Below are 25832 nucleotides of genomic sequence, written 5' to 3' on the forward strand. Positions count from 1 at the left end.
ATAAGACTGACACATTGCCGCCATGCACGAAAAAGGGGAGGACGGTGCCTCCCCTCCTTCAGGCCTGGACGGCGCGTGGATCAGTCGCGCGTGGCCGCACCCAGCTCGGCCACCAGCTCGGCCTCGAGGGTGATCTCCTCCTCGCGCTCGATCTCCTCGCCGCGCGCCTGGCGCTCGGCCTCCTCGGGGCTGCGGGCGACGTTCACGATGACGGGCAGGTGCACCTCGGGGTGCAGCTCCACCTTCACCGTGGTCAGGCCGAGCGTCTTGATCGGCTGCTCCAGCATCACCTGGCTGCGCGTGACGGTCAGGCCGCCCGCGGTGCAGCCATCGGCGATGTCGCGCGCGGAGACGGAGCCGTAGAGGCCGCCGCTCTCACCCGCCGAGCGGATGAGGACGACGGAGAGGCCCTCCATGCGCTCCGCGATGCGCTCGGCTTCCTCGCGGCGCTTGATGTTCAGCGCCTCGAGCTGGGCACGCTCCACCTCGAACTTGGCGATGTTCGCCTTGGTGGCACGGATCGCCTTGCCCTGGGGCAGGAGGAAGTTGCGCGCGTAGCCGGGCTTCACCTTCACCAGCTCACCCATCTGGCCGAGCTTGTCCACGCGCTGCATCAGAATCAGATCAATCATCGCACGCCTCACATCACGGGTTGGGCGGCGCCGGGCGCCGCCGGAATTGGTCAAAGAGGCCCACGCCGACCATCAGCGGGGCCATGAGCTGCAGGAAGAGCAGCATCAGCAGGTAGAAGCCGGCCAGGAAGGCGCCGCGCCCGGGGCGGTTCCGCAGCCGCCGGTGCACGCCCACCACTCCCAGCAGGAAGAAGGGCAGCAGAAGCAGCAGCAGGGCGGACAAGGCCAGCACCCCGCCCGAGACGGCCCAGAGCACCAGGGCCACCAGCGGCAGGGGCGCGTACCAGTCGGGCAGGCGCAGGTCGTCCACGGGCGGCAGGGAGGCCAGCGCCAGCCCCCGCCGCTCGACGAAGCGCTGCGCCAGCAGCCCGTTGCCCAGCAGCAGCAGCGCGAGCCAGAGCCCCGCCGCGGCCGCCTTCACCCGCGCCACCTGGTCCATCATCGCCTCGGGCATGTCCACGCCCATGCGGGCCACGCCCATCTCGACCGCGCCGCGCATGGCGCCCTCGAGGTCGGTGACGAAGACGGCCACCAGCAGCAGCACCGCCGTGGGCCAGAGGCCCAGCAGCGCCAGCGGCGTGGTGAGGACCATCCTGCCCGTGCCGGGCGGCAGCGCCGTGATGGCGATGAGCGCGGCCGGAAGGCCGAACATCACCAGGTACATGGCGACGCCCAGCAGCGAACTGCCCAGCAGCACCGCGGCCGCCGCCAGCCCCACCGCCGCGCCGGCCACGCGGCCGCCGAAGGCGGCCCCCGCGGCCAGGATGGGCAGCGGCGCCACCCACATCAGCAGCCCGCCGAACGGCATGCCGCGCATCGCCAACAGGGCGAACAGCGCCGAGAGCAGCCCGGCCGCACCCGCGGCCAGCGCCCATGGCTGGCTGAACATGCCGCCCTGTCCCGAGGAGCCGCTCACGCCGCCGGCCTTTCCCGCGTCAGTCGTTGATGACGTAGGGCAGCAGGGCCAGGAAGCGGGCGCGCTTGATGGCCTGGGCTAGCTCACGCTGCTTCTTGCCGCTGACCGCCGTGATGCGGCTGGGCACGATCTTCCCGCGCTCGCTCAGGAAGCGGGAGAGGAGGCGCACGTCCTTGTAGTCGATCTTCGGCGCGTTGGCGCCGGAGAAGGGGCAGGACTTCTTGCGGCGATAGAAGGGCCGGCGGGCGCCCACGGCGGGGCGGCGGGCGGCGATGTTCGGTTCGGCGGTCTCGCTCATGGCGTCCTCACATCTCGTCGTTCATGGAGGGGTCCATCTCGTCGCGCGGACGGGCCCGGAATTCCTCGCGGTCGTCGCCGCCGGTGCGGCCGCGGCCGGAGGTGAAGCGGCCGGCGGGCTTGGGCCCGCGGAAGCCGCGCTCACGGTCACGGTCATCGGCGCGCTTGGCCAGCACGGCCGAGGGCTCCTCCGAGATGGCTTCGACGCGGATGGTCATCTCGCGCAGCACATCCTCGTTCAGGCCGAGCTGGCGCTCGATCTCCTGCATGGCCGGCGCCGGGCAGTCGAGGCCCAGCAGCATGTAGTGGCCCTTGCGGTTCTTCTTGATGCGATAGGCGAGGCCGCGCAGGCCCCAGTATTCGCGCTTCTTCACCTCGCCGCCCTGCTCGGTGAGCACTTCGGCCATCTGGTCGGCGATCGCCTCGACCTGCTGCTGGGTGATGTCGTTGCGCGCGATGAACACGCATTCGTAGAGTGGCATGGGATCTCCCTCTGGATGCTCAGCCCTGAGCCCCGGGGATCGGGGCGCGCAAACGGGCATAGCCGCGGGCGTGCCAACGCCGGCGGCAGGGTGGGCCGCATGAACCACAGCCCGGCCGGGGGATCAAGGGGGAATCGGGGAATGGCGTCTGATCGGCTTCGGTGGAACACCTAAGACGTGAATCAGCCGCCCGGCGAAGCTACCGCCGCGCCATCCCCAGCACGACCTGCCGCGCGATCACCTCGTCGGGCAGGCCCGTGGTCTTGGACTGGCGCTCGGCGCGCAGCAGGGCGGCGCCCAGCGCCTCCAGCCGCGCGGCGGGCCAGCGGCGCAGGGCGCGTTCCAGCGCGGGCTTGTGCCGCCAGAAGACGGGCGGGCGCAGCGCGCCCAGCGCCTCGTCCGGCGCGGCACCCCCCTGCACCGCCAGCGCCGCCAGGTGCAGCCGCTGCACATGGCGCAGGGCGGCGCGCAGCACCTGCACCGGGTTGGCGCCCTCGGCGAAGGCGTTCGCGATGGCGCGGTCGGCGGCGGCCACATTGCCCTCGGTGGCGGCCAGCAGCGCCTCGTCGAGGTCCAGCGCGCTGCCCTCGCCCAGCACCGCCATCGCGTCTTCCAGCGTGATGGGCTCGCCCGGCATGGCGTGCAGGGCCAGCACCTCCAGGTTGCGGCGGAGCGCCAGGCGGTCCTCGCCGCCCCGCTCGGCCAGCCAGTCCAGCGCGGCGGGTTCGGCCCGCGCCTCCAGCTCTCCCAGGATGCGCGCGATGGAGGCCGCGAGGTCCCGCCCCCGCTCGGCGTAGCATTCGATGACCTGGCCGCGCGCATCGCCCGCCACCAGCGCGCGCAGCTTGGAACGCCCGGGCAGGCCCAGCCCCTCCATCACCACCAGGCCGGGACCGGGGCCGGCCAGCGCAAGCCGCGCGGCCTCGGCCCAACCATCCTTGGCATCGCGCACGCGGATGGCGGGGCACCCGCCCATCAGGGGCGTGGAGGCGGCGGTGTTCGCCAGGAAGGCCACATCCTTCAGCGCCTCCCGCCCCGCCTCGGTGACGCAGAGCGCATCGCCGCCCGAGGCGGCGGCGATGAGGTTGGCGGCGCGCTCGCTGATCAGCCCCGCATCATCGCCCACCAGCAGCACGACGCGGCAATCGGCCGGCGGCGCCGCCAGGAATCCCGGCAGCTTCCGCGCGTCGAGCTTGGCCGCCAAGCCTCAGGCCTGCAGGCGCCGGCGCAGCGCGGCGGCGACGCCCAGCACGATGCGGTCGCCCAGTTCCTCCACCATCCGGCGCTCGGTGTCCTCGCGCGAGATGTCGGCGGCGAAGAATTGCATCGTGGGAATGTTGTAGGCATCAATCGTGCGGGCGAGGCCGCGGCCCAGCACCGTGGGCGGGGTGCCGCCATCGGTCAGCGTCCAGGGCGCGCTGCCGATGACTCGCGCGCGGGTGGTGTTGCCGTCGCGCTGGAAGCCCAGCGCCTCGGTCGTCACGCCGAAGCTCGCCTGCAATTCGTAGCGCGCGGCGGTGCCGGGGCCGAGGGATTCGAATCGCCGCTCCAGCATGCGCCGCAGCAGCTGGCCGCCGCGCTCGGGGATATTGGCCACGCGCACCGCGGCCATTTCCTGCACGAGGCGCGGTTCACCGCGGAAATCATCGCCGCCGCTGCGCGCGCCATCGGGGCCGTAGAGCGGCCGGAAGCCGCAGCCGGCGAGCAAGGTGGCGCCGCCAAGGATGACCCCTTGCGCCAGGAGGTTTCGCCTATGCCACAAGGTTCACCACCCGCCCCTTCACATGGATCCGCTTGCGGATGGGCTTGCCCTCCAGCGCGCGGATCACGTTGGGTTCGGCCTCCGCCAATGCGAAGACCTGTTCGTCGGTCGCGTCCACCGGCACCTCGATGGTCGCGCGGAGCTTGCCCAGCACCTGGACCGCCAGCGTCAGCGTGTCGGCGGCGAGCAGCGCGGGGTCCGGTTCCAGCCAGGGCAGCTTCGCCACCAGCCCGGCATCGGGGCGCAGCGTGGACCAGAGTTCCTCCGCCAGATGCGGCATCATGGGCGAGGCGAGGCGGACCAGCGCCTCCAGCGCCTCGGCGCGGGCCGCGCGGGGGGCCGTGGCGGCCTCCGCGATGGCATTGGCCAGCTCATGGATGCGGGCGACGGCCACGTTGAAGGCGAAGCCCTCCAGCGCCTCGGTCACGGCGGCGATGGTGCGGTGCGTCGTCTGGCGCAGCTTCTTGTCTGCCGCCTCGTCCGCCCCGCCCTCCAGGTTCTGCGCCAGGCGCCAGACGCGGTGGATGAAGCGGCTGGCGCCCGCGACCCCGGCCTCGGACCACTCCATGTCGCGCTCGGGCGGGTTGTCGCTCAGGATGAACCAGCGCGCGGTGTCGGCGCCGAAGCGGTCAATGATGGCGCCGGGGTCCACCGTGTTGCGCTTGGACTTGGACATGCTCTCGATGCGGCCGACCGTCACGGGCTCATTCGTGCCCTTCACGATGGCCGTGCCGTCGGGGCGCTTCTCCACCTCCTCGGGGTAGAGCCAGCGGCCATCGGCGCCCTTGTAGCTCTCGTGCTGGACCATGCCCTGCGTGAAGAGGCCCGCGAAGGGTTCGTCCAGCGTGACATGGCCGGCGGCGCGCATGGCGCGGGTGAAGAAGCGGGAATAGAGCAGGTGCAGGATCGCGTGCTCGATGCCGCCGATATACTGGTCCACCGGCAGCCAGGCATTGACGGCCTCCGGCGTCACCGGCACGCCGGCGCGGGGCGAGCAGAAGCGCGCGAAATACCAGGAGGAATCCACGAAGGTGTCGAAGGTGTCCGTCTCGCGCCGGGCCGGCTTGCCGCAGGACGGGCAGTTGACGTGCTTCCACGTCGGGTGGTGGTCCAGCGGGTTGCCGGGCCTGGAGAAGTCCACATCCTCCGGCAGCACCACGGGCAGCTGGTCGGCCGGCACGGGCACCACGCCGCAGTCGTCGCAGTGGATGACGGGGATGGGGCAGCCCCAGTAGCGCTGGCGCGAGACGCCCCAGTCGCGCAGGCGCCAGTTCACCACGCCCTGCCCCTGCTGGAGGCGTTCCAGTTCCTCGATCACGCGGCGCTTGGCCGCGGGCACGTCCAGCCCGTCGAGGAAGCGGCTGTTCACCAGCACGCCATCCTCGGTGAAGGGCGCCTTGGCCACCGAGAAATCCGCGCCGGCGTCGCGCGGCTTCACCACGGGGATGATGGGCAGGCCGTATTTGGACGCGAAGTCATGGTCGCGCTGGTCATGGCCCGGGCAGCCGAACAGCGCGCCGGTGCCGTATTCCATCAGCACGAAATTGGCGATCCAGACGGGGTGCGTCTCGCCGGTGAAGGGATGCACCACGCGGAAGCCCGTGTCGAAGCCGCGCTTCTCGGCCTGTTCGATCACGGCCTCGCTGGTGCCCATGGCGCGGCATTCGGCGATGAAGGCAGCGGCGTCCGGGTTGCGGGCCGCGGCCGCGGCGGCCAGCGGGTGCTCGGCGGCGACGGCCAGGAAGGACATGCCGAACAGCGTGTCCGGACGGGTGGTGAACACCTCGATGTCCGCCACCCCATCCGCCGCCTCAGCCAGCTTGAACTTCAGCCGCGCGCCCTCGCTGCGGCCGATCCAGTTGGCCTGCATCAGCTTCACGCGCTCGGGCCAGCGGTCCAGCGTGTTCAGCGCCTCCAGCAGGTCCGGCGCGAACTTCGTGATGGAGAGGAACCACTGGCTCAGCAGCTTCTTCTCGACCACGGCGCCCGAGCGCCAGCCGCGCCCGTCAATCACCTGCTCATTGGCCAGCACGGTGTTGTCCACCGGGTCCCAGTTGACCCAGCTCTCCTTGCGTTCGACCAGGCCGGCGCGCAGGAAATCCAGGAAGAGCTTCTGCTGCTGGCCGTAATATTCGGGGTCGCAGGTGGCGAACTCCCGCTCCCATTCCAGCGAAAGCCCCATGCGCTTCAGCTCGGCGCGCATGTTGGCGATGTTGGCGTAGGTCCATTTCGCCGGATGGGTGCCGCGTTCGCGCGCGGCGTTCTCGGCGGGCAGGCCGAAGGCGTCCCAGCCCATCGGGTGCATCACCAGGTGGCCGCGCGCCCGCTTGTAGCGCGCCACCACATCGCCCAGCGTGTAGTTCCGCACATGCCCCATGTGGATCTTGCCCGAGGGGTAGGGGAACATCTCCAGCACGTAGTATTTGCGGGCATCGGCGGGCGGCACGTCGGGCACGCGGAAACAGCCCGCCGCGTCCCATTCCCGCTGCCAGCGCGGTTCGGCGGCGCGGAAATCATAGCGGGCATCGAGGCTGGCGGGGGCGGGCGTATCAGGCATGGTCCCTCCATAAAGCAGAACGTGCGGCGCGGGAATTGTGGCGCTTGCATCGGCCGCGGGTTTGCCCAACCTGTCATCCGTGCGCGCCGTCCTCCCGCTCCTGTTCGGTTTGCTGCTGGCCCTGCCTGCCAGCGCGCCCTCCTGGGCGGATGAGGAGGCGGCGCACCAGCGCGTCTTCTCGGCGGGCAGCATCCTGCGGGGCGGGCTGCCCACGGCCAGCCTCGCCATCGGCTTCACCCAGCATTACCGCGGCGCCGTGCCGCATGCGGCCTTCGCCTTTGCGCAGGGGGCGGATGGGCGGGCGGTCTGGGCCATGTCCTCGGGCCATGCCACGCCGTCGGAGGCCGAGGCGGAGGCGCTGGATTCCTGCGCCCGCCGCCTGCGCCAGATGCGCGCGCCCCCGGACCAATCCTGCCAGCTGCTCGCCACGGACGGCGCGCTGCGCGATGGCGGCACCATCCGCGTGGAGCGCGGCGGCGTGGGCCCCTTCCAGCGCAGCCCCTTCCACCGCCATCGCGGCCCGGCCGAGGCCGCGGGCGTGCTGGTCTGGGGCCATGGCTATGGCGGCCCGGACGAGGATTTCCGCGGCAAGCCCCTGCCCGGCTTCGTCACCGCGCTGAACGAGGCCGGCTTCGACATCCTGCGCTTCGACCGCCACCCGGGCGATGACGCGCTGTTCATCTCCCAGCCGCGCCTGGTGCGCGGCCTGCCCGCGCTGCGCGCCCAGGGCTACCGCCAGGTGGTGCTGGGCGGCGAGTCGCGCGGGGCCTGGCAGGCGCTGATGGCCGCGGCCGAACGGCCGGAGCTGGTGGACGCCGTGATCGCCGCCGCCCCCGCCGCGCATGGCGAGGTGGAGGAGAACGAGACCCGCGCCGATGCCCTGGCGGATTTCGAACGGCTGCTGGCGGGCGTCGCCGCGTCACCCGCGCGGCTGCTGGTCATCACCTTCGAGGGCGATGAGTTCGACCCCGACCCCGCAGCACGGGCCCAGGCGGTGGCGGGGCTGGCGGCGCGGCGGGCGGCGCCCACCCTGGCGCTCTGGCCCAACGGCCCGGCGCGCGGCCATTCCGGCGCGCGCGACTGGCGCTTCACCCGGGATTACGGCGCCTGCGTGCTGACGCTGCTGCGCGCGCCCGACCCCGCCACGCCGCGCGGGCTGCGGCGGAGAAGCTGCGGCGGGGGTTAGCCCGCGCCGGATCGCTCCGTGAGGCTGGGCTCAGCGCCCCGCCGACATCACCCGAAGCTCACGCGCGCGGGCCAGCACGCGGTCTTCCATCTCGGTGTTGGTGCTGGAGGCGGTGGGCACGTCCACCCACTGCCCGCCCTGCTGGACCTGGCGGAACACCTGCACCCGCACCCCGTCGGAACGGAGCTGACGGCCCAGCACATAGGCGGTGGCCTTGAAGCGCTCGCCGCTCGCCTGCGGGGGCGAATACCAGTCGGTGATGATGACGCCGCCGAAGGGGTCGGCGCTGACCAGCGGCATGAAGGAGAGCGTGTCCAGCGTGGCGCGCCAGAGGAAGGCGTTCACGCCCAGGCCCGGCCCCGCGCCGGCATCCGCGCCGGCGCGGCGCGTGCGGTCGGTCCCGAAGATCAGGATGCCCTCGGAGGCCGAGCCGGAAAGGCGCAGCGCCTCCTCGCGGCGGCTGGAGGGATTGTATTCGTCGTCGCCCGGGGTGCGGAGGCTGCCCGGCGCGCAGGCCGCCAGCATGGCCAGCCCGGCGAAGGCGGCGAGGAGGCGCCCGCCGGCCGGGCTCGGGGCGCGCGGGGTCTGGGGCTGCGGCGTCATGGCGCGGGTCCTCGTGGTGGTCATCACGCGGGGTTGTAGGGCAGGGCCGCGGCCGCCGTCCATGGGGGCCTGCGGGAAACCCGCAAAAGAGAAAGGGCGGCGGGTTTCCCCGCCGCCCCATCCCTTGGACCATCCGGCCCGTTCGTTCCCGAAGGATCAGAACGAGAGGGTGGTGCCGATCGTGATCGCCTGCATGGTCCGGTTGCCGTTCTGACGAACGCCACCCACCAACGGAGCAGGGGCAGTCGACCCGAAGACGCTGCCGGTGGTCGTGCCGGGCCAGCCGCGGTAGCGCTGGTACTCGTAGCTGATGTAGCCCAGCAGGCCCGGGGCGATCGTGTAGCTCGCGCCCACGCCCACATGCGTGTGGCGGAGGTCACGCGCCAGGGTCACGCCCGGCAGGCGACGGTCCTGGAACGACTGGCCGAAGTTGGCCGTGATCGTCACTGGGTTGAAGGTGTAGGACGCACCCAGCAGGTAGTGCCAGCTCATGTCCGCGCCACGGGCGGTACCGGCGATGCCAGGGGACGCACCACGGTAGTTGCCGAAGGTGTACTCACCACCGAAGGTGAAGCCCTGGAAGCTGGCGGTACCACCGGCAGAGTAGGCAGTGATGGTGCTGCGAGCATTCGCGGCACGGTCACGCGGGGCCTGGGCATGGCTCATCACGAAGCCGGCGGCCACACCCACGCCCGAGAAGTTGCCACGGTAGCGCAGGGCCGCCGTGATCTCGTTGTAGCGGCTGCCGTTCAGGTCACGCTGCATCGCGCCATTGTTCGTGGCGTTGTTGATGCGGGGGCCTTCGCCACCGTTCACCGCGTAGGACACGCCGAAGTCGAAGCCGGCGAACTGCGGCGACAGATAGGTGATCTTCGTGATGTCGCTGCCGTCGTTCACGCCCGAGTTGATGTAGGGCAGACCGCCCGGACGGGCGATGTACCACGACGGACGGTAGAACGCGGGGTAGCGCGGCGGACGAACCTGCATCACGCTGGCGGCGCTGTCGGTGTCACCGAGGCGGACCGTGCCGAGCGTGGGCGAGCTGACGAACAGCCAGGTCTCGTCGGTGTCGACGGCCGTCTGGCCCGAGGCCGGGATGTTGTCGTTCTGGAACTCGATGCGCGCACCATAGGTGATGCCGCCGGCGGTCTTGCCGCTGACCAGCACGTGCACTTCCATGTCGGAGCGGAAGTCGTTGCCGCTCGGACGACGAGTAACGCCGGGCGAGGTCTGCGTGCCACGATCCGCGCTGTCGCTCAGATACGTCCACGAGAAGTCCATGTAGCCGCCGATACGCACGGTCGGGGCTTCCTGAGCCGACGCACCCGTGCTCAGCAGCGCGGCGCCGACCACTGCGGTCGTGCCAAGCAGAAGCTTGCGCATATTATCCCTCCTTGGTGCCGGGTTACCCCGGCGGTTCACTGGTTCGTCCGCCGCCCGCCGCCCCCCCACGGAGATCATGCGCTTGGATCCGGCCTCACCTGCGGGCGGACTATGGTTCAGCCCGTTACCCCTGGGCAACCTATTGAATGCACCCGGCGCGACTTCCGCGAGACACTGTTGCGCGAACAACACACACGACCTTCAGCCAAGCCCGTCAATGGCCGCGAAGCCGGCCGAGGGCACGCGCCGCGCGTTGCACCGCGTCATGCCGCCCAGCGCCAGCACCGGCCGCCCGGCCCGCGCGGCCAGGGCGGCGAAGCGCCACACCCCCAGCACCGGCGCGCCCGGATGGCTGCGCGTCGGGAAGACCGGCGAGAGCACCACGAAATCCGCGCCCAGCCGCCGCCCCCGCGCCAGCCCCGCCCGCCCATGCGCGGCGACCGACAGCGCGGCCCAGGGCGCGCCCGCGCGCCGCGCGGCCAGGAAGGGCAACAGGTGCCGGGCGGGCCGGCGGTCGGGCAGGTGCAGCCCGGCGCGCAGCCGCAGCGCCACCCGGCCCTCGCCCGAGACCAGCAGCACCAGCCCCCGCGCCCGGCACAGCCGCGCCAGCGCGGGCAGCAGGGCGGGCGCCACATCCCGCGCCAGCACGCCCGAACCCGGCGGCAGGCGCGCGGCCGCGGCCCGCGGGTCCGGCAGGCGCGCGGGGTCGGACAGAAGCAGCCGGGCGGGCGGCTGCCCCCGGCGCGGCGCGTGCCTTATAAAGGTCATGCCATGAGCATCGCAGAGAGCCTCGCCCAGGTCAGGGCCCGAATCGCCGAAGCCAGCATCGCCGCGGGGCGTGGCCCCGATGCGGTGTCGCTGGTGGCCGTCTCCAAGACCCACCCGGCCGAGGCGGTGATGGAGGCGCTGGCGGCGGGCCAGCTTATTTTCGGAGAGAATCGGGTGCAGGAGGCGGCGGAAAAGTTCCCCGCCCTGCGCGCCGCGCATCCCGGGCTGCGCCTGCACATCATCGGCGCGCTGCAGACCAACAAGGCGCGGGACGCGGTGCGGATCGCCGACGTGATCGAGAGCCTGGACCGCCCGAAGCTGGCCGTGGCGCTCCGCGACGCGATGGCGAAGGAAGGCCGCCGCCCCGACCTGCTGGTCCAGGTGAATGTGGGCGAGGAGGCGCAGAAGGCCGGCATCCCCCGCGCCGAGGCGCATGACTTCCTGCGCGCCTGCCGCGAGGAATGGGACCTGCCCGTGCGCGGCCTGATGTGCATCCCGCCCGCCGAGGGCGACCCGCGCCCGCATTTCGCCTGGCTGGCCGGCCTGGCCGCGCGGGAGGGCCTGCCCATCCTCTCCATGGGCATGAGCGGGGATTTCGAGGCGGCCATCGCCGAGGGCGCCACCCATGTCCGCGTGGGCAGCGCGATCTTCGGGGCGCGGGGCTGACTGGGTTTTTTTGAGCGGCTGATTCACCGCTCCGGCATCCGCCTCCGCGGATCAGGCGCTAGCCGGCCTCCCCGAACCGGGCATAGGCCGCGGCGGCGCGGGCGGCGGCCGAGCCGGGCGCGGGCATGTGCGGGTCCGGCCGCCCCGCCCATGTGGCGCTGAGCCGCTCCATGGGACGGGTGGCGTCGAAGGCCGCGCCCACCGCCGCCGTGATCATGCCGATGGGCCCGAAGGCCGCGCCGCCCAGCACGCGCATGACGGGATGGATCTCCGCCCCCGTCACCGCCCGGTAGATCGTGCCCACCCCCGGCAGATGGTGCAGCGGGTTCAGCCCCTGGAGGAATTGCCGGAAGGTCATCTCGCCGGGGATGGGCGCGTATTCCTCGGGGCCCAGCGGCGGGCCGCCATCGGCGGGGGCGGCGGAGGCCGGCGCGGCGGCGGGGGCTTCGGCGGGCCGGGTGGCCGCCGGCGGCGTGGCGGCGGCCGGGGCCGAGGGCGTTGGCGCGGCGGCCGGCGCCACAGCCGGCGCGGCCGGTGCCGGCGGGGAAGCGGCCGGCGTCGTGACTTGTGGCGCAGGGGTTTGCGGCGCCGCCGGTGGCGGGACGGGCGGCCGTGCCGGTGGGGTCCAGGACGGGGTGGTGCGAAGGATCTGCACCGGGGTGTTGCGGAAGATCTGCGGCTCCAGCCGGGCGCGGAACATCCCCCCCGGCTCGGCGGGGCGCAGGATCTGCGCGCCATGGCTGCTCATGGGGGCGCGCGCGGGGATGGGCTGCGTCATGCGGGGGCCTTTCGGTCTGCCGCGCCCCGCCACGCAACCGGCGTGCCAGCCCGCCCCGCGCCGGGGGCGGCCATTCCCGCCGGGCATGCAGGGAGTGCTTGCATCCGCGCGCAAACAGGACAACATCCGTCCGGAAAGCAGCGCGCCGGCCGCCAGGCCCATGCCGTGCCATCAGAAAGAGAGCGCCAGGGACATCATGTTCATCGAGACCGAAAGCACCCCCAACCCCGCCACGCTGAAGTTCCTGCCCGGCCGCGACGTCATGGGCAGCGCCGGCACGGCCGATTTCGTGGCGGGCGAGGATGCCTCGCGCTCCCCCCTCGCCGCGCGCCTCTTCGCGCTGGACGGCGTGGCCCGCGTGTTCTTGGGGGCGGACTTCATCACCATCACCAAGACCGACGCGACGGAATGGCAGGCGCTGCGCCCGCAGATCCTGGGCGCCGTCATGGAGCACATGCTGGCCGGCCTGCCCGTGCTGGAAGGCCTGGGCGAGGACGCGGACGAGGATTTCGACCCGGCCGATTCCGAGGCCGTGGCGCAGATCAAGGAATTGCTGGACCAGCGCGTGCGCCCCGCCGTGGCCGGCGATGGCGGCGACATCGTCTTCCGTGGCTTCCGCGACGGGGTGGTGAAGTTGAAGATGCAGGGCGCGTGCTCGGGCTGCCCCTCCTCGCGCGCCACGCTCAAGCACGGCGTGGAGAACATGCTGCGACACTACATCCCCGAGGTGCTGGCCGTGGAACAGGTCGAGGCCTGAGATGAATTTCGGCCGCGTGCTGCAGGCGCTGTTGCGGGGTGCCGCCCCGCCGCGCCGCCGTGCCGCGCGCCCCGGCCCCTTCGGACTGAACCAGACCCAGACGCGGCAGATCGGCCGCGCGCTGGGCACGCTGGCCGCCGCGGCGGCCGCCGCCATGGCGGGCAAGGGCGGTGCGGCCCCTGCCCCATCGCCTGCCCCCGCGCCGCGCACCCCGGCCAAGGGCACGGCCAAGACCCGCGCCCCGGCCGGCGAGGCCCCCCGCCCCGCCGCCCCTGCCCGCCGCCTGCCCCAGACCGCCCCCGCCAGCGCGCCGGAACCCCTGGACGAGCCGCGCGTCGAGAACGCCGAGGCCAGGCTGATGCTCCGCGCCATGATCGCCGCCGCCAAGGCCGATGGCGTGGTGGACCGCGACGAGCGCGCGGCCATCCTGGAACAGCTCAATGCCGGCGGCTTCACCGACCAGGAGCGCGACGCGCTGCTGGCGGATTTCGACCGGCCCGCCACCCCGCAGGAACTGGGCCGCGCCGTGCGCGACCCCATGCTGGCCGCCCAGGTCTATGCCGCCGCGGTCTTCGCGGCCGCCGACATGACGGAACCGGAGCGCGCCTGGCTTGACCAGTTGGGCACGGCCCTCAAACTGGACGCGACGGCCCGCCAGGCGATCGAGGCGCGGCTGCGCAGCATGTGACGCCGCCCGCGCGCGGCGCGGGAGAAACTGCCATGTTCAGCCTGAACGCCGACCAGGAAAAGCTGCGCGCCACGGCGCGCGAGATGGCGCAGGAAGCCACCGCCCAGGCGGCCGAGACCGACCGCAGCACCCACTACCCCTGGCCCATGGTCCGCCGCATGACCGAGGGCGGCTTCATGGGCCTGACCATCCCGCGCGAATGGGGCGGGCGTGGCGGTTCCTACCTCGATGCCGTCCTGGTGGTGGAGGAATTCGCCAAGGCCTGCGCCGTCTGCGGGCGCATCGCGGTCGAGGCGAATATGGGCGCGATCGGCGCCATCATGGCCTATGGCACCGTGGCGCAGAAGAAGATCGCGGCCGAACTGGTCCTGGCCGGGGACAAGCCCGCCATCTGCATCACCGAGCCCGAGGCCGGGTCCGCCGCCTCGGAGATGACCACCACGGCGGTGAAGCGCGGCGACCGCTGGGTCATCAACGGGGTGAAGCACTGGATCACGGGCGGGGGCGTGTCGAAGCTGCATTTGATCTTCGCGCGCGCCATCGAGGATGGCGTGGAGCAGGGGATCGGCGGCTTCCTCGTGGTCCGCAACGGGGAGAACGACCCAGCCAATCTGGTGGTCGCGCGGCGCATCCCCTCCATGGGCCTCTGCGGGATGCCGGAGGCAGAGCTGCATTTCCGCGACCTCGAAGTGCCCGAGTCCATGGTGCTGCGCGCGCCGGGTGGCTTCAAGCGCGGCTTCGGCAAGCTGATGGACGCCTATAACGGCCAGCGCGTGGGGGCGGCCACAGCCGCACTCGGCATCGCGGCCGGCGCCTATGACCATGCGCTGGCCTTCGCGCAGCGGCGCCAGCAATTCGGCCGGCCCATCGCGGAATTCCAGGGCCTGGGCTGGATGCTGGCCGACATGTCCATCAAGCTGGAAGCCAGCCGTGCCCTGATCTGGCAGGCGGCGGCGAGCGCCGGCCCCAATGGCTTCCCCGACCGGCTGATGGCGGCGCGCGCCAAGGTGCTGGCCGCGGACAGCGCGGTGGAGGTCACGAACATGGCGCTCCAGGTCTGGGGCGCGGCCGGCTATTCCCGCGACAACCCGATGGAACGCGCGGTGCGCGATGCGCGGATGTTCCCCATCGCCGGCGGCACGGCGCAGATCCTGCGGAACCAGGTGGCCGAGCAGATCCTGGGCCGCAAGCTGCCGCAGACGCGGGACGGGATGCTGAAGCTGGCCATGGCCGAGGGGGCGAAGCTGGCGGCCGAATGAGGCCGCCGCCTTACCATCTTACGACCTTACCATCTTACTGGCGCCGGTATCTCGCCGCGCGTCAGTGGATGGTGAAGACGCCGTTGCTGTAGCGCAGCTGCGCGGGCTCGATCAAGGCGGCACTTGCCACGCGCACGGAATGCAGCGGCCCCTCGATCTCGCGCCGCCAGAAGTCGAGGAAGCGTGTCAGCTCCGGGAATTCCGGCGCGCGGTCGGTCTTCTGCCAGATGAAGGTCTGGAGCACATGCGGGTGGTCGGGCATGTGGTAGAGGATCTCGGCGGTGGTGACCCGCCAATCCGGGATCTTCACCATGGGAACCAACGCGTCGAGCATGCACAGGCCTCCATCGAGGATGGGCGACTGATTCACCGCTCCGGCGATTCCGCCTTCGCGGACCAGGCGCTGGGTTCGAACGGACCCGCGAGGCCGGCGCTTTCACTCCCGGCCGACCCTCTGCTTGGGGCCGTCCATGACCGGAGCGTGACATGGCGCGCGCGGCGATTTCCAGAAAAATCTCGCGCACACAAGGCATTAGCACTATCACACCGAGAGTGCTGCCATCTCCCTTGACGCGGGCCACGGGGCCTTCTAGATCGTTGGCACTCCTCGCCGGAGACTGCTAACGCTGGGCCACGGTCCCGGATGCAGGCTCCGAAGTGAGGAGGTTCCACATGCCTGAGACCATCAGGAGAGAGAACCGCCATGAAGTTCCGCCCCTTGCACGACCGCGTCCTCGTCCGCCGCATCACGGCCCAGGAGAAGACCGCCGGTGGCATCATCATCCCCGACACCGCCCAGGAGAAGCCGCAGGAAGGCGAAGTCCTGGCCGTGGGCGCCGGCACCATCAACGAGAAGGGCGAGGTCCGTCCGCTCGACGTGAAGGCCGGTGACCGCATCCTGTTCGGCAAGTGGTCGGGCACCGAGGTCAAGATCGACGGCGAAGAGCTGCTGATCATGAAGGAATCCGACGTGATGGGCATCGTCGAGGGCTCTGCGCCCGCGGCGAAGGCGGCCTGACGCCACTTCCCATCCAATCCGAGAACATGAGGTAATCACATGGCTGCGAAAGACGTGAAGTTCGGCGCCTCCGCGCGCGACAAGATGATCCGCGGCGTGGACATCCTGGCCGATGCGGTCAAGGTCACGCTGGGCCCCAAGGGCCGCAACGTCGTCATCGACAAGTCCTTCGGCGCGCCCCGCATCACCAAGGACGGTGTGACGGTCGCCAAGGAAATCGAGCTGGCCGACAAGTTCGAGAACATGGGCGCCCAGATGGTGCGCGAAGTGGCCTCGAAGACCAACGACCTGGCCGGTGACGGCACCACCACCGCGACCGTGCTGGCCCAGGCCATCGTCCGCGAGGGCGCCAAGGCCGTGGCCGCCGGCATGAACCCGATGGACCTGAAGCGCGGCATCGACAAGGCCGTGACGCAGGTGGTGTCGGAGCTGGAAGCCAAGACCAAGAAGATCACGACCTCCGCCGAGGTGGCCCAGGTGGGCACGCTCTCCGCGAATGGTGAGGCCGAGATCGGCGAGATGATCGCCCAGGCGATGGAGAAGGTCGGCAACGAGGGTGTCATCACCGTCGAGGAAGCCAAGTCCATCCAGACCGAGCTCGACGTCGTCGAGGGCATGCAGTTCGACCGCGGCTATGTCTCCCCGTACTTCATCACGAATGCGGAGAAGATGATCGCGGAGCTGGACAACCCCTACATCCTGATCTTCGAGAAGAAGCTCAGCCAGCTGCAGCCCATGCTGCCGCTGCTGGAAGCCGTGGTGCAGAGCGGCCGTCCGCTCGTCATCATCGCCGAGGACGTGGAGGGCGAGGCCCTGGCCACGCTCGTGGTCAACAAGCTGCGTGGCGGCCTGAAGATCGCGGCCGTGAAGGCGCCTGGCTTCGGTGACCGCCGCAAGGCGATGCTGGAGGACATCGCGATCCTGACCGGTGGCCAGATGATCAGCGAGGACCTCGGCATCAAGCTCGAGACCGTCACGCTGAACATGCTGGGCAAGGCCAAGACCGTCCGCATCGAGAAGGAGAACACCACGATCGTGGATGGTGCCGGCTCGAAGGACGAGATCACGGGCCGCTGCGAGCAGATCAAGGCGCAGATCGAGGAGACCACCTCGGACTACGACCGCGAGAAGCTGCAGGAGCGCCTGGCGAAGCTGGCCGGCGGCGTGGCCGTCATCCGCGTCGGTGGCAGCACCGAGGTCGAGGTGAAGGAGCGCAAGGACCGCGTGGACGACGCGCTGCACGCGACGCGCGCCGCCGTGCAGGAAGGCATCGTTCCGGGTGGTGGCGTGGCCCTGCTGCGCGCCAGCCAGAACCTCGCCAACCTCAAGGGCCTGAACAACGACGAGCAGGTCGGCATCGAGATCGTCCGCAAGGCCATCCAGGCCCCGGCGAAGCAGATCGCGGCCAATGCCGGCAAGGACGGCGCGGTCGTGGCGGGTGAAGTGCTCCGTTCCGACACCTGGGAGTTCGGCTACGACGCCCAGAAGGACGAGTACAAGAACCTGGTGGAAGCCGGCATCATCGACCCGACCAAGGTCGTGCGCACGGCGCTGCAGGATGCGGCCTCGGTCGCCTCGCTGCTGATCACCACGGAAGCCATGGTGGCCGAGCGTCCGGAGAAGAAGGCGGCCCCCGCGGGCGGCCCCGGCGGCGGCATGGGCGACATGGACTTCTGAGGTCCAGGATCGGGCGGGGGCTTCGGCCCCCCTCGGCAAGAGGGGCGGTCCCGCAGGGGGCCGCCCTTTTTTCGTTCCGGAGGTGTCGGATTTTTAAGGCCGTCCCACCCGCTATATGCGGCCATGTGCAAGGAAGATTTCACGATCCGGCGGTTAGCTGGCGGCGCGCGGAATGACCGCGTGGGCTGAAGGATCCGCTGTGATGCTGACTAACCTCTCCGTCGCCAACAAGCTGCGCCTGGGCATTGGCGGTCTCTTGGCGCTGCTGCTGCTGCTGGCCGCCGGCGCGATGCTGGCCATCAACCGCATGGACGCGGCCTCCCGCCAGGTGACCACGGTCTGGCTGCCATCCTTGGATGTGGCCGGCGAGTTGAACGACCTGGCCCTGACCCTGCGCCGACGGGAATTGACCCTGGGCGTCGTGACGGAACCGGCGCGCGTCGCGGTGGTCCTGGAATCCATGCGGACCCTGCCCGAACGGCTGAACGCCGCGCTCGACCGGTACCGGCCACTCATCGTCCTCCCCGAGGAGCGTCGCATCATCCGGGAGCTGGAGGTCGCACTGCGCGCCCATCTCGCGCTGAACCAGCGCCTGATGCAGGCGCACGCGGCGGGCAACATCGAGCAGGTGCGGGCCCTGGCGGGCGAAGGCGGACCGGGCATCAACACCATCACTTCCCTCCTGGACGAACTGCGAAGCCTGAACTCGAGCGAGGCACGGCGGGCCGGGGCCGAGGTCGAGGCGGTTGGCCGGTTCGGCGACACCCTCATCATCGTGTTGGGCCTGATCGCGCTGCTGGTCGGCATCGCCATCGCGGTCATGCTCACCCGCAGCATCACCGGCCGCCTCGTGAACCTGTCCGGCGCGATGGATAAGCTCGCCAAGCGCGACTACGCCTTCACCCTGAAGGAGACCGCCGACAAGGATGAGCTGGGCGCCATGGCGCGCGCCGTGGACACCTGCCGCGCCGGCTTGCAGGAGGCCGACCGCCTGGCCGCCGAGCAGGCCGCGGCCGCCGAGCGCCGCGCCGCCCGCGCCGCCCGCGTGGACGCGCTGGTGAAGGAGTTCGAGGCCGAGGCCGCCGATGTGCTCCGCGCCGTCAGCAGCGCCGCCACCGAACTTTCGGCCACCGCGAACGGCATGACCGCCACGGCCGAGGAAGGCAGCCGCCAGGCCACCACCGTGGCCAGCGCCTCGCAGCAGACCAGCGGCAATGTGCAGACCGTCGCGGCCTCGACCGAGGAACTGTCCAGCTCCATCGCCGAGGTGGCGCGCCAGGTGCGGGAGACCGCCTCCATCACCACCCGCGCGGCCGAGACGGCGCGGCAGACCGATGGCACCGTCCGCAGCCTGGCGGATGCGGCGAACCGCATCGGCGATGTGGTGCGCCTGATCAGCGACATCGCCGGCCAGACCAACCTTCTCGCGCTGAACGCGACGATCGAGGCCGCCCGCGCGGGCGAGGCCGGCAAGGGCTTCGCCGTGGTGGCGAGCGAGGTGAAGAGCCTGGCCGCCCAGACCGCCAAGGCGACCGAGGAGATCGCGGCGCAGATCACCGCCATGCAGACCGAGACGCAGCGCTCGGTGGAGGCCATCGCCGCCATCGGCAAGACGGTGGAGGAGCTGAACGCCACCACCGCCCAGGTCGCCGCGGCGTCGGAAGAGCAGGCGGCCGCCACGCGCGAGATCGGCCGGGCCGTGGCCGAGGCGGCGCAGGGTGCGGAGGAAACCTCGCGCAGCGCCGCCAATGTGAAGGAGGGCGCGGAGCGCACCGGCGAGGCGGCGAAGGACCTGAAGGGCGCCTCGTCCGAACTCGCCCAGCAATCCGAGCGGATGCGCGGCCAGGTGGACCGCTTCCTGGCGGATATCCGCGCGGCCTGACCGGCGGGGCCACTTGCCCCCTTCGATTGCAACACCCCGCCGCGGATCAACGCGGCGGGGCAAGACTTCGGAATTCCGGGCCTTGGGGCCCGGTTTCCTTTGACAGGGCGCGGCATATCTGCGCCTATCCCCGGGCGCTTCCAGTGCTTGCCAATCGCCTTGCCGTGCCCGCCCACCGATGCTCCCAGGAGTGCCGCCGGACGTTCCCCACGTGAAGTCCGGTGAGCCTGATGCGCCCGGGATGGGATACTCCTCTCCCGGATTGCTACGCAGGAGAATCACGATGGCCCAGGGCACCGTGAAATGGTTCAACGCCACCAAGGGCTACGGCTTTATCGCCCCGGCCGGCGGCGGCCCCGACATTTTCGTCCACATCACCGCTGTGCAGGCCGCTGGCCTGCAGGGCCTGAAGGACGGGCAGTCCATCGGCTATGACGCCGTCGAGGAGCGCGGCCGGGTTTCGGCCGTCAACCTGAAGGTCGGCTGAACAGCCCGGTCGGCTTCGGCCGGCCATGGCAGCGAGGGGCGGCGGGGCATCCCGCCGCCCCTTTTGCGTTTTGGCGCCAGCCAGCGCAGGCTTGGCGGCATGTTCACCCTGACCGAACTCGAAGCCGCCGAGGCGCTGATCCGGCGCCACTTCCCCGCCACCCCGCAATATGCCTGGCCGCTGCTGGCCGCCCGCGCCGGCTGCGAGGTCTGGGTGAAGCACGAGAACCACACCCCCACCGGCGCCTTCAAGGTGCGTGGCGGCATCGTGTATTTCGACGGGCTGCGCTCCCGCGGCGTGGTGTCCGCCACGCGGGGCAATCACGGGCAGTCGCTGGCCTATGCGGGGGCCAAGGCGGGCATTCCGGTCACCATCGTGGTGCCGCATGGCAACAGCGTGGAGAAGAACGCGGCCATGCGCGCCCAGGGCGCCACGCTGATCGAGCATGGCGAGGATTTCGACGCGGCGCGCGCCTTCGCGGCCGCCCATGCGGCGGAACACGGGCTGGACTTCGCGCCCTCCTTCGCGCCGCCACTGGTGCGGGGCGTGGCCACCTATGCGCTGGAACTGCTGCGGGCCGTGCCGGGGCTGGACGCGCTCTATGTCCCGATCGGGCTCGGTTCGGGCATCTGCGGCTGCATCATGGCGCGCGACCTGCTGGGCCTCTCCACCGAGATCATCGGCGTGCAGAGCACGGGCGCCGACGCCTATGCGCGCAGCCTCGCCGCCGGCCATGTGGTCGAGATCCCGCGCGCCGTGACCCATGCCGACGGCATGGCGACCCGCATCCCGGACCCGGACGCCTTCGCCATCATCCAGCGGGGCGCGGCGCGCATCGTCACCGTCACCGATGACGAGGTGCGCGACGCCATCCGCGCCTATTGGACCGACACCCACAACCTGGCCGAGGGCGCGGGTGCGGCCCCCCTCGCCGCCCTGCTGCAGGAGCGCGGGCGGATGGCCGGCAAGCGGGTCGCCACCATCCTGTGCGGCGGCAACATAGACCTCGACCTGTTCCGGGAGTGGGTGCTGTGATCCTGAACCATGTTCGCCCGCTGGGCGGGCCCGCGGTGGACGTGCATGTGGAGGGCGGCCGCATCACCGCGCTCAGCCCCAGCACCGCCCCCGGCCCCGCCCCCCTGCTGCTGCCCGGCCTGGTGGAGGGGCATTGCCACCTGGACAAGACGCTCTGGGGCCGCCCCTGGTGGGTGAACGAGGTGGGCCCCCTGCTCACCGACCGCATCGAGAACGAAAAGCGCACCCGCCGCGCCATCGGCATGGAGGCGGCGCGCGAGGGCCGCGCCCTGGCCGAGGCGCATCTCGCCGCCGGCACCACCCGCCTGCGCAGCCATGTGGATGTGGACGAGGAAAGCCGCCTCACCCATGTCGAGGCGCTGCTCGGGCTGCGTGAGGCCATGCGCGGGGTGATGGACATCCAGCTCGTCGCCTTCCCGCAATCGGGCATCCTGCGGACGCCGGGGGTGGAGGAGTGGCTGGACGAGGCGCTGCGGATGGGGTGCGACGCGGTGGGGGGGCTCGACCCCTCCCTCATTGACCGCGACCCGGTGCGGCACCTGGACATCGTCTTTCGCCTCGCGGAGCGGCACGGCAAGCCCGTGGACATCCACCTGCACGAGGCGGGCGAACTCGGCGCCTTCAGCATGGAGCTGATCGCGGAGCGCACGCGGGCGCTGGGCCTGGCGGGGCGAGTGGTGATCAGTCATGGCTTCGCGCTGGGCGATGTGGCGGCGGCGCGGGCCGATGCGCTGCTGGCCCTGCTGGCCGAAGCGGGCGTGGCGCTGTGCACCTCGGCACCCCCTTCCCGCGCCGTGCCGCCGCTGCGCCGGGCGCGGGAGCTGGGCGTCACCCTCTTCGCCGGCAACGACAACATCCGCGACACCTGGAGCCCCTACAACGCCCCGGACATGCTGGCCCGTGCCGCCATGGTCGGGCTGAAATACGAGCTGCGGCGCGATGCGGAACTGGAATGGGCGCTGGACGCCGTCACCACCCTGGCCGCGTGCGGCTGCGGCTTCGCGGAATACGGGTTGGCGGTGGGCGACCGCGCCGACCTGGTGGTGGTCGAGGCCGCGACGGTGGCCGAGGCGGTGGTCCAACGCAAAGCGCCCGCCCTGGTGGTCTCGGGCGGGCGCGTCGTGGCGCGAAACGGGGTGCTGGAGGAGGGCTGATACCAGCCCCCCAACCGGCCTCAGTGCTTCACGTCAGCCCAGACCTTGCGCTTGGTGGCGTAGACCAGCCCGCCCAGGATCGCCAGGAAGATCAGCACCTTCACGCCCATCTGGCGCCGGCGCTCCATCTCGGGCTCGGCCGCCCAGGCGAGGAAGGTGGTCACGTCGCGCGACATCTGCTCGACGGTGGCTTCCGTGCCATCCGCGAATTCCAGCTGGCCCGGGTTGAGCACGTTGGGCATCGCGATCTGGTGGCCCGGGAACCACGCATTGTAGTTCATGCCAGGCATCACCTCGACGCCGGCCGGCGGGTCCACATAGCCGGTCAGCAGGGCGTGGATGTAGTTCGCCCCGCCGGCGCGCGCCTTGGTGATGACCGAAAGGTCCACCGGATAGGCGCCGTTGTTGGCGACGCGCGCGGCCTGCTCGTTGGGGAAGGGACGGCGGAAGCGGTCCGAGAGGCGGCCGGGCCGCTCGAACATCTCGCCATCCTCGTTCGGGCCGTCCGTGATCATGTATTCGGCCGCGATGGCGCGCACCTGCTCATCGGTCAGGCCGATGTCGATCAGGTTGCGGTAGGAGAGCAGCCGCATGCTGTGGCAGGCGGAGCAGACCTCCTTGTAGACCTGGAAGCCGCGCTGCAGCGCGCCGCGGTCGAAGGTGCCGAACAGCCCGGCGAAGCCGAAGCGGGCGTCGGGCGGCGGCGGCGCCTCGGCCGCCAGCACGGGGCTGGCGAACGAGAGCGAGAGGGCGACGGCGAGAGCCTTCACGATACGCATGGGATCAGGCCTTCTCCATCGGCTGGGCGGTCGCGCCGCCCGGAACGGGGCCGCCGCCGAGCTGCGCCTTGGGGCCGAGCACCGCGCGCGCGATGCTCTCGGGCAGCGGCAGGGGCCGTTCCAGACGACCCAGCGCCGGCAGCACCACCAGGAAGTACGCGAAGTAGATCATCGTGCCGATCTGGGCGATGAGGACGTAGTGCCCCTCCGCCGGCTTGGCGCCCACCCAGGTCAGCACCATGAAGTTCACGGTCCAGAGCAGGAAGGCGATGCGCGCGATCGGGCGGAACCGCATGGAGCGCACCTTGGAGGTGTCGAGCCAGGGCAGCACGAACAGCACCGCGATGGCGCCGAACATCAGGATCACGCCGCCGAGCTTGTCCGGCACCGCGCGCAGGATCGCGTAGAAGGGCAGGAAGTACCATTCCGGCACGATATGCGCGGGCGTCACCAGCGGGTTGGCCGGGATGTAGTTGTCGGCATGGCCCAGGTAGTTCGGCATGAAGAAGACCAGGAAGGCGAAGACCGCCAGGTAGACCACGATGCCGACGCTGTCCTTGGCCGTGTAGTACGGGTGGAAGGGCAGCGTGTCCTGCGGGCCCTTGGGCTCGATGCCCAGCGGGTTGTTGGAACCCGTGATGTGCAGCGCGGCCACGTGCAGGAAGACCACGCCCGTGATCACGAAGGGCAGCAGGAAATGCAGGCTGAAGAAGCGGTTGAGCGTCGGGTTGTCCACGCTGAAGCCGCCCCAGAGGTAGGTCACGATCTCCGGCCCGATCAGCGGGATGGCGCTGAACAGGTTGGTGATCACGGTGGCCCCCCAGAAGGACATCTGGCCCCAGGGCAGCACGTAGCCCATGAAGGCGGTGGCCATCATCAGCAGGAAGATGACCACGCCCAGGATCCAGAGCAGTTCCCGCGGCGCCTTGTAGGAGCCGTAGTACATGCCGCGCCAGATGTGGATGAACACCACCGCGAAGAACAGGTGGGCGCCGTTCATGTGGGCATAGCGGATCAGCCAGCCGTAGTTCACGTCGCGCATGATGCGCTCGACGCTTTCGAAGGCATGGTCCACATGGGCGGTGTAGTGCATCGCCAAGAACACGCCCGTGGCGATCATGATCATCAGGTTGATCATGGCCAGCGCACCGAAGTTCCAGAAGTAGTTGAAGTTACGGGGCGTGGGGAACGTCCCGTACTCCTTCTGGATCATGGTGAACACCGGCAGGCGCTGGTCAACCCAGCGCACCACGGGGTTCTTGAACGAACTGTCGTGCAGGCCGATGGCCATCTTGCTCGTCCTCTGGATGGGGACGGACCGGGCGGAACGGGACCATACCCGCCGCCCGGTGGCCGTCAGCCGATGCGGATCGCGGAATCGGAGGTGAAGGTGTAGCCGGGAACTTCAAGGTTGGTCGGCGCGGGGCCGCGCCGAATCCTTCCCGAAGTGTCATAGTGGCTGCCGTGGCAGGGGCAGAACCAGCCGCCGAAATCGCCGCGCGCGTCGGTCGGCCGCTGGCCGAGCGGCACGCAGCCGAGATGGGTGCAGATGCCCACCACCACCAGCCAGGGCGCCTGCTGCACGCGCGCCTCGTCCGTCGCGGGGTCCTTGAGCGCGGAGAGCTGCACCTCGCGCGCGGCCTCGATCTCGGCCGCGGTGCGGTGGCGCACGAAGACGGGCTTGCCGCGCCACATCACGGTCACGGCCTGGCCTTCCGCGATGGGCGCCAGGTCCACATCGGTGCTGGCCAGCGCCAGCACGTCGCCGCCCGGGGCGAGGGAGGAAATGAACGGCCAGGCGAGCGCACCGACGCCGACCACGGCGAAGGCCGTCGTGGTCAGCTTCAGGAAGTCACGCTTGGTGACGGCCTCGGCCGGAGCCCCCGCGGGGGAATGGGTCGCTGCACCGCTGGGTGCCGAAGTCTCTGCCATGACACTCCATCTCAACTCTGCGCCCCGCCGGGGCCGGATCGGCGGGCAGGGCCTTGCATCATGGGATTTGGCGGCCAACCCTTGGCGCGCAACCCCGACCTTCGCGTTGGGCTAATAGGCGCCCAACCCTGCCCTGTCCACCTCATCAGCCATGGGCAAGGCCGTGATTTGCAGGGTATTCATTCACAGACCATGACCATGAGCAGCCACGTGACCCACCCTTTCGCCGAACCGGCCCGCGCCTGGTTCGAAACCTTGCGTGACCGCATCTGTGCCGAGTTCGAGGCGATCGAGGAGGAACTGGCCGAAGGGCCGCATGCCGGCCTGCCCGCGGGCCGCTTCACCTACACGCCCTGGCAGCGCGCCGAGGGCGGCGGCGGCACCATGGGGCTGATGCGCGGGCGGGTCTTCGAGAAGGTGGGCGTGAACGTCTCGACCGTCTTCGGCGAGTTCAGCCCGGAATTCCGCAAGCAGATCCCGGGCGCCGAGGAAGACCCGCGCTTCCTCGCCACCGGCATTTCGCTGGTGGCGCACCCACGCTCACCCCGCGCGGCGACGGCGCACATGAACACGCGCTTCATCTGCACGACGAAGGCCTGGTTCGGCGGCGGCGGCGACATCACGCCCATGGACAAGGAAAGCGCCGAAAGCCTGGAGGACGCGGCCTTCTTCCACGCCGCCTACCAGCGCGCCTGCGACAGGCACGACCCGACCTACTACCCGCGCTTCAAGCAATGGTGCGAGGAGTACTTCTACCTGCCGCACCGGGGCGAGACACGCGGCCTGGGCGGCATCTTCTATGACTGGCTGGGCGACCGCACGCCGGGCAAGGGCATCGAGGCCGACTTCGCCTTCACCAAGGATGTCGGCCTCGCTTTCCTCGAATCCTACCCCGCCATCGTCCGCCGCCGCATGCACGAGAGCTGGACGGAGGCCGAGCGCCAGCACCAGCTGCTGCGCCGCGGCCGCTACGTGGAGTTCAACCTGCTGCACGACCGCGGCACCATCTTCGGCCTGAAGACCGGCGGGAATGTCGAGGCGATCCTGATGTCCCTGCCGCCGGAGGCGGCCTGGTAAATCTTTCGCCGGAGGCGGCGTCGTGAACCTTTCGCCGGAGGCGGCGTGGTGATCTAG

27 protein-coding genes are annotated in these 25832 nt (G+C 70.8%); 12 read left to right on the top strand and 15 right to left on the bottom strand.

Annotated features, from left to right (window positions below; genetic code table 11):
* Positions 1-80 precede the first annotated feature (80 nt).
* From rplI to leuS, 7 genes are all read right to left on the bottom strand, one after another.
* A complete protein-coding gene (gene rplI, locus JTN19_RS07715; protein ID WP_206931339.1) occupies positions 81-632 on the bottom strand; it encodes a 50S ribosomal protein L9 in 552 nt (183 codons plus the stop codon).
* A 13-nt stretch (positions 633-645) separates the two neighbouring features.
* The gene (locus JTN19_RS07720; protein WP_206931340.1) at positions 646-1548 is read right to left on the bottom strand and encodes a hypothetical protein; all 903 of its coding nucleotides are present in this window, start codon (positions 1546-1548) and stop codon (positions 646-648) included.
* A gap of 19 nt (positions 1549-1567) precedes the next feature.
* Positions 1568-1846, bottom strand: coding sequence for a 30S ribosomal protein S18 (gene rpsR, locus JTN19_RS07725; RefSeq protein WP_206931341.1), 279 nt, complete (start codon positions 1844-1846; stop codon positions 1568-1570).
* 7 nt (positions 1847-1853) lie between these two features.
* The gene (gene rpsF / locus JTN19_RS07730) at positions 1854-2327 is read right to left on the bottom strand and encodes a 30S ribosomal protein S6 (protein WP_206931342.1); all 474 of its coding nucleotides are present in this window, start codon (positions 2325-2327) and stop codon (positions 1854-1856) included.
* A 199-nt stretch (positions 2328-2526) separates the two neighbouring features.
* A complete protein-coding gene (gene holA, locus JTN19_RS07735; protein ID WP_206931343.1) occupies positions 2527-3531 on the bottom strand; it encodes a DNA polymerase III subunit delta in 1005 nt (334 codons plus the stop codon).
* 3 nt (positions 3532-3534) lie between these two features.
* Positions 3535-4035, bottom strand: coding sequence for an LPS assembly lipoprotein LptE (gene lptE, locus JTN19_RS07740; protein ID WP_206931344.1), 501 nt, complete (start codon positions 4033-4035; stop codon positions 3535-3537).
* Between the two features lie 43 nt (positions 4036-4078).
* Positions 4079-6646 (bottom strand): leucine--tRNA ligase, encoded by a 2568-nt coding sequence (leuS, locus tag JTN19_RS07745; RefSeq protein ID WP_206931345.1) that lies wholly within the window; start codon positions 6644-6646, stop codon positions 4079-4081.
* A gap of 79 nt (positions 6647-6725) precedes the next feature.
* Between leuS and JTN19_RS07750 the strand changes: the two genes are divergently transcribed.
* A complete protein-coding gene (locus tag JTN19_RS07750) occupies positions 6726-7832 on the top strand; it encodes an alpha/beta fold hydrolase (RefSeq protein WP_206931346.1) in 1107 nt (368 codons plus the stop codon).
* Between the two features lie 30 nt (positions 7833-7862).
* Here JTN19_RS07750 and JTN19_RS07755 read toward each other — a convergent pair whose 3' ends face one another.
* From JTN19_RS07755 to JTN19_RS07765, 3 genes are all read right to left on the bottom strand, one after another.
* Positions 7863-8459, bottom strand: coding sequence for a DUF3576 domain-containing protein (locus JTN19_RS07755; RefSeq protein WP_242530968.1), 597 nt, complete (start codon positions 8457-8459; stop codon positions 7863-7865).
* A 132-nt stretch (positions 8460-8591) separates the two neighbouring features.
* Positions 8592-9818 (bottom strand): porin, encoded by a 1227-nt coding sequence (locus tag JTN19_RS07760; protein WP_206931347.1) that lies wholly within the window; start codon positions 9816-9818, stop codon positions 8592-8594.
* 201 nt (positions 9819-10019) lie between these two features.
* A complete protein-coding gene (locus JTN19_RS07765; protein ID WP_206931348.1) occupies positions 10020-10586 on the bottom strand; it encodes a thiamine phosphate synthase in 567 nt (188 codons plus the stop codon).
* Between the two features lie 3 nt (positions 10587-10589).
* Between JTN19_RS07765 and JTN19_RS07770 the strand changes: the two genes are divergently transcribed.
* A complete protein-coding gene (locus JTN19_RS07770) occupies positions 10590-11252 on the top strand; it encodes a YggS family pyridoxal phosphate-dependent enzyme (RefSeq protein WP_206931349.1) in 663 nt (220 codons plus the stop codon).
* 58 nt (positions 11253-11310) lie between these two features.
* Here the strand turns inward: JTN19_RS07770 and JTN19_RS07775 are convergent, their stop codons facing one another.
* Positions 11311-12030, bottom strand: a complete 720-nt coding sequence (locus tag JTN19_RS07775) for a hypothetical protein (RefSeq protein ID WP_206931350.1) — start codon at positions 12028-12030, stop codon at positions 11311-11313.
* A 196-nt stretch (positions 12031-12226) separates the two neighbouring features.
* On the opposite strand from JTN19_RS07775, the gene JTN19_RS07780 reads away from it, so the two are divergent.
* Genes JTN19_RS07780 through acdA form a run of 3 tightly spaced genes read left to right on the top strand, consistent with a single transcriptional unit; the run spans position 12227 to position 14734 of the window.
* Complete coding sequence (locus JTN19_RS07780) at positions 12227-12787, top strand: NifU family protein (protein ID WP_206931351.1); 561 nt, start codon at positions 12227-12229, stop codon at positions 12785-12787.
* Position 12788: 1 nt separating this feature from the next.
* A complete protein-coding gene (locus JTN19_RS07785) occupies positions 12789-13475 on the top strand; it encodes a DUF533 domain-containing protein (protein ID WP_206931352.1) in 687 nt (228 codons plus the stop codon).
* 32 nt (positions 13476-13507) lie between these two features.
* Positions 13508-14734 carry a 3-sulfinopropanoyl-CoA desulfinase gene (gene acdA, locus JTN19_RS07790; RefSeq protein WP_206931353.1) on the top strand — a complete coding sequence of 409 codons (1227 nt, stop codon included), beginning with the start codon at positions 13508-13510 and terminating at the stop codon, positions 14732-14734.
* A gap of 61 nt (positions 14735-14795) precedes the next feature.
* Here the strand turns inward: acdA and JTN19_RS07795 are convergent, their stop codons facing one another.
* Entirely contained in the window at positions 14796-15068 is a 273-nt protein-coding gene (locus tag JTN19_RS07795; protein WP_206931354.1) for an usg protein, read from the bottom strand.
* Positions 15069-15437: 369 nt separating this feature from the next.
* Here JTN19_RS07795 and groES point away from each other — a divergent pair, with 369 nt between their 5' ends.
* The 6 genes from groES to JTN19_RS07825 all read left to right on the top strand — a co-directional run bounded on the left by groES (position 15438) and on the right by JTN19_RS07825 (position 21987).
* Positions 15438-15752 carry a co-chaperone GroES gene (gene groES, locus JTN19_RS07800; protein ID WP_206931355.1) on the top strand — a complete coding sequence of 105 codons (315 nt, stop codon included), beginning with the start codon at positions 15438-15440 and terminating at the stop codon, positions 15750-15752.
* Positions 15753-15791: 39 nt separating this feature from the next.
* A complete protein-coding gene (gene groL / locus JTN19_RS07805; RefSeq protein WP_206931356.1) occupies positions 15792-17429 on the top strand; it encodes a chaperonin GroEL in 1638 nt (545 codons plus the stop codon).
* A 202-nt stretch (positions 17430-17631) separates the two neighbouring features.
* Positions 17632-19311: a methyl-accepting chemotaxis protein gene (locus JTN19_RS07810; RefSeq protein WP_206931357.1), complete on the top strand. Its 1680-nt coding sequence runs from the start codon at positions 17632-17634 to the stop codon at positions 19309-19311.
* Between the two features lie 283 nt (positions 19312-19594).
* The gene (locus JTN19_RS07815; protein ID WP_206931358.1) at positions 19595-19798 is read left to right on the top strand and encodes a cold-shock protein; all 204 of its coding nucleotides are present in this window, start codon (positions 19595-19597) and stop codon (positions 19796-19798) included.
* A gap of 99 nt (positions 19799-19897) precedes the next feature.
* The gene (locus JTN19_RS07820) at positions 19898-20833 is read left to right on the top strand and encodes a threonine dehydratase (RefSeq protein ID WP_206931359.1); all 936 of its coding nucleotides are present in this window, start codon (positions 19898-19900) and stop codon (positions 20831-20833) included.
* Positions 20830-21987 (top strand): amidohydrolase family protein, encoded by a 1158-nt coding sequence (locus JTN19_RS07825; RefSeq protein ID WP_340643291.1) that lies wholly within the window; start codon positions 20830-20832, stop codon positions 21985-21987. Before JTN19_RS07820 ends, JTN19_RS07825 begins: the two co-directional genes overlap by 4 nt.
* Positions 21988-22007: 20 nt before the next feature.
* On the opposite strand, the gene JTN19_RS07830 is transcribed toward JTN19_RS07825, so the two are convergent.
* The 3 genes from JTN19_RS07830 to petA all read right to left on the bottom strand — a co-directional run bounded on the left by JTN19_RS07830 (position 22008) and on the right by petA (position 24698).
* Complete coding sequence (locus JTN19_RS07830) at positions 22008-22766, bottom strand: cytochrome c1 (RefSeq protein ID WP_206931361.1); 759 nt, start codon at positions 22764-22766, stop codon at positions 22008-22010.
* 4 nt (positions 22767-22770) lie between these two features.
* Positions 22771-24057 carry a cytochrome b gene (locus JTN19_RS07835; protein ID WP_206931362.1) on the bottom strand — a complete coding sequence of 429 codons (1287 nt, stop codon included), beginning with the start codon at positions 24055-24057 and terminating at the stop codon, positions 22771-22773.
* Positions 24058-24122: 65 nt separating this feature from the next.
* Positions 24123-24698: a ubiquinol-cytochrome c reductase iron-sulfur subunit gene (gene petA, locus JTN19_RS07840; protein WP_206931363.1), complete on the bottom strand. Its 576-nt coding sequence runs from the start codon at positions 24696-24698 to the stop codon at positions 24123-24125.
* A gap of 198 nt (positions 24699-24896) precedes the next feature.
* On the opposite strand from petA, the gene hemF reads away from it, so the two are divergent.
* On the top strand, positions 24897-25775 hold the full coding sequence (gene hemF / locus JTN19_RS07845; RefSeq protein ID WP_408901860.1) for an oxygen-dependent coproporphyrinogen oxidase: 879 nt from the start codon (positions 24897-24899) through the stop codon (positions 25773-25775).
* Positions 25776-25832: the final 57 nt, after the last annotated feature.

Origin of the sequence: Roseococcus thiosulfatophilus, from assembly GCF_017311575.1 — a bacterium.
In the GTDB taxonomy this organism is placed as follows: domain Bacteria; phylum Pseudomonadota; class Alphaproteobacteria; order Acetobacterales; family Acetobacteraceae; genus Roseococcus; species Roseococcus thiosulfatophilus.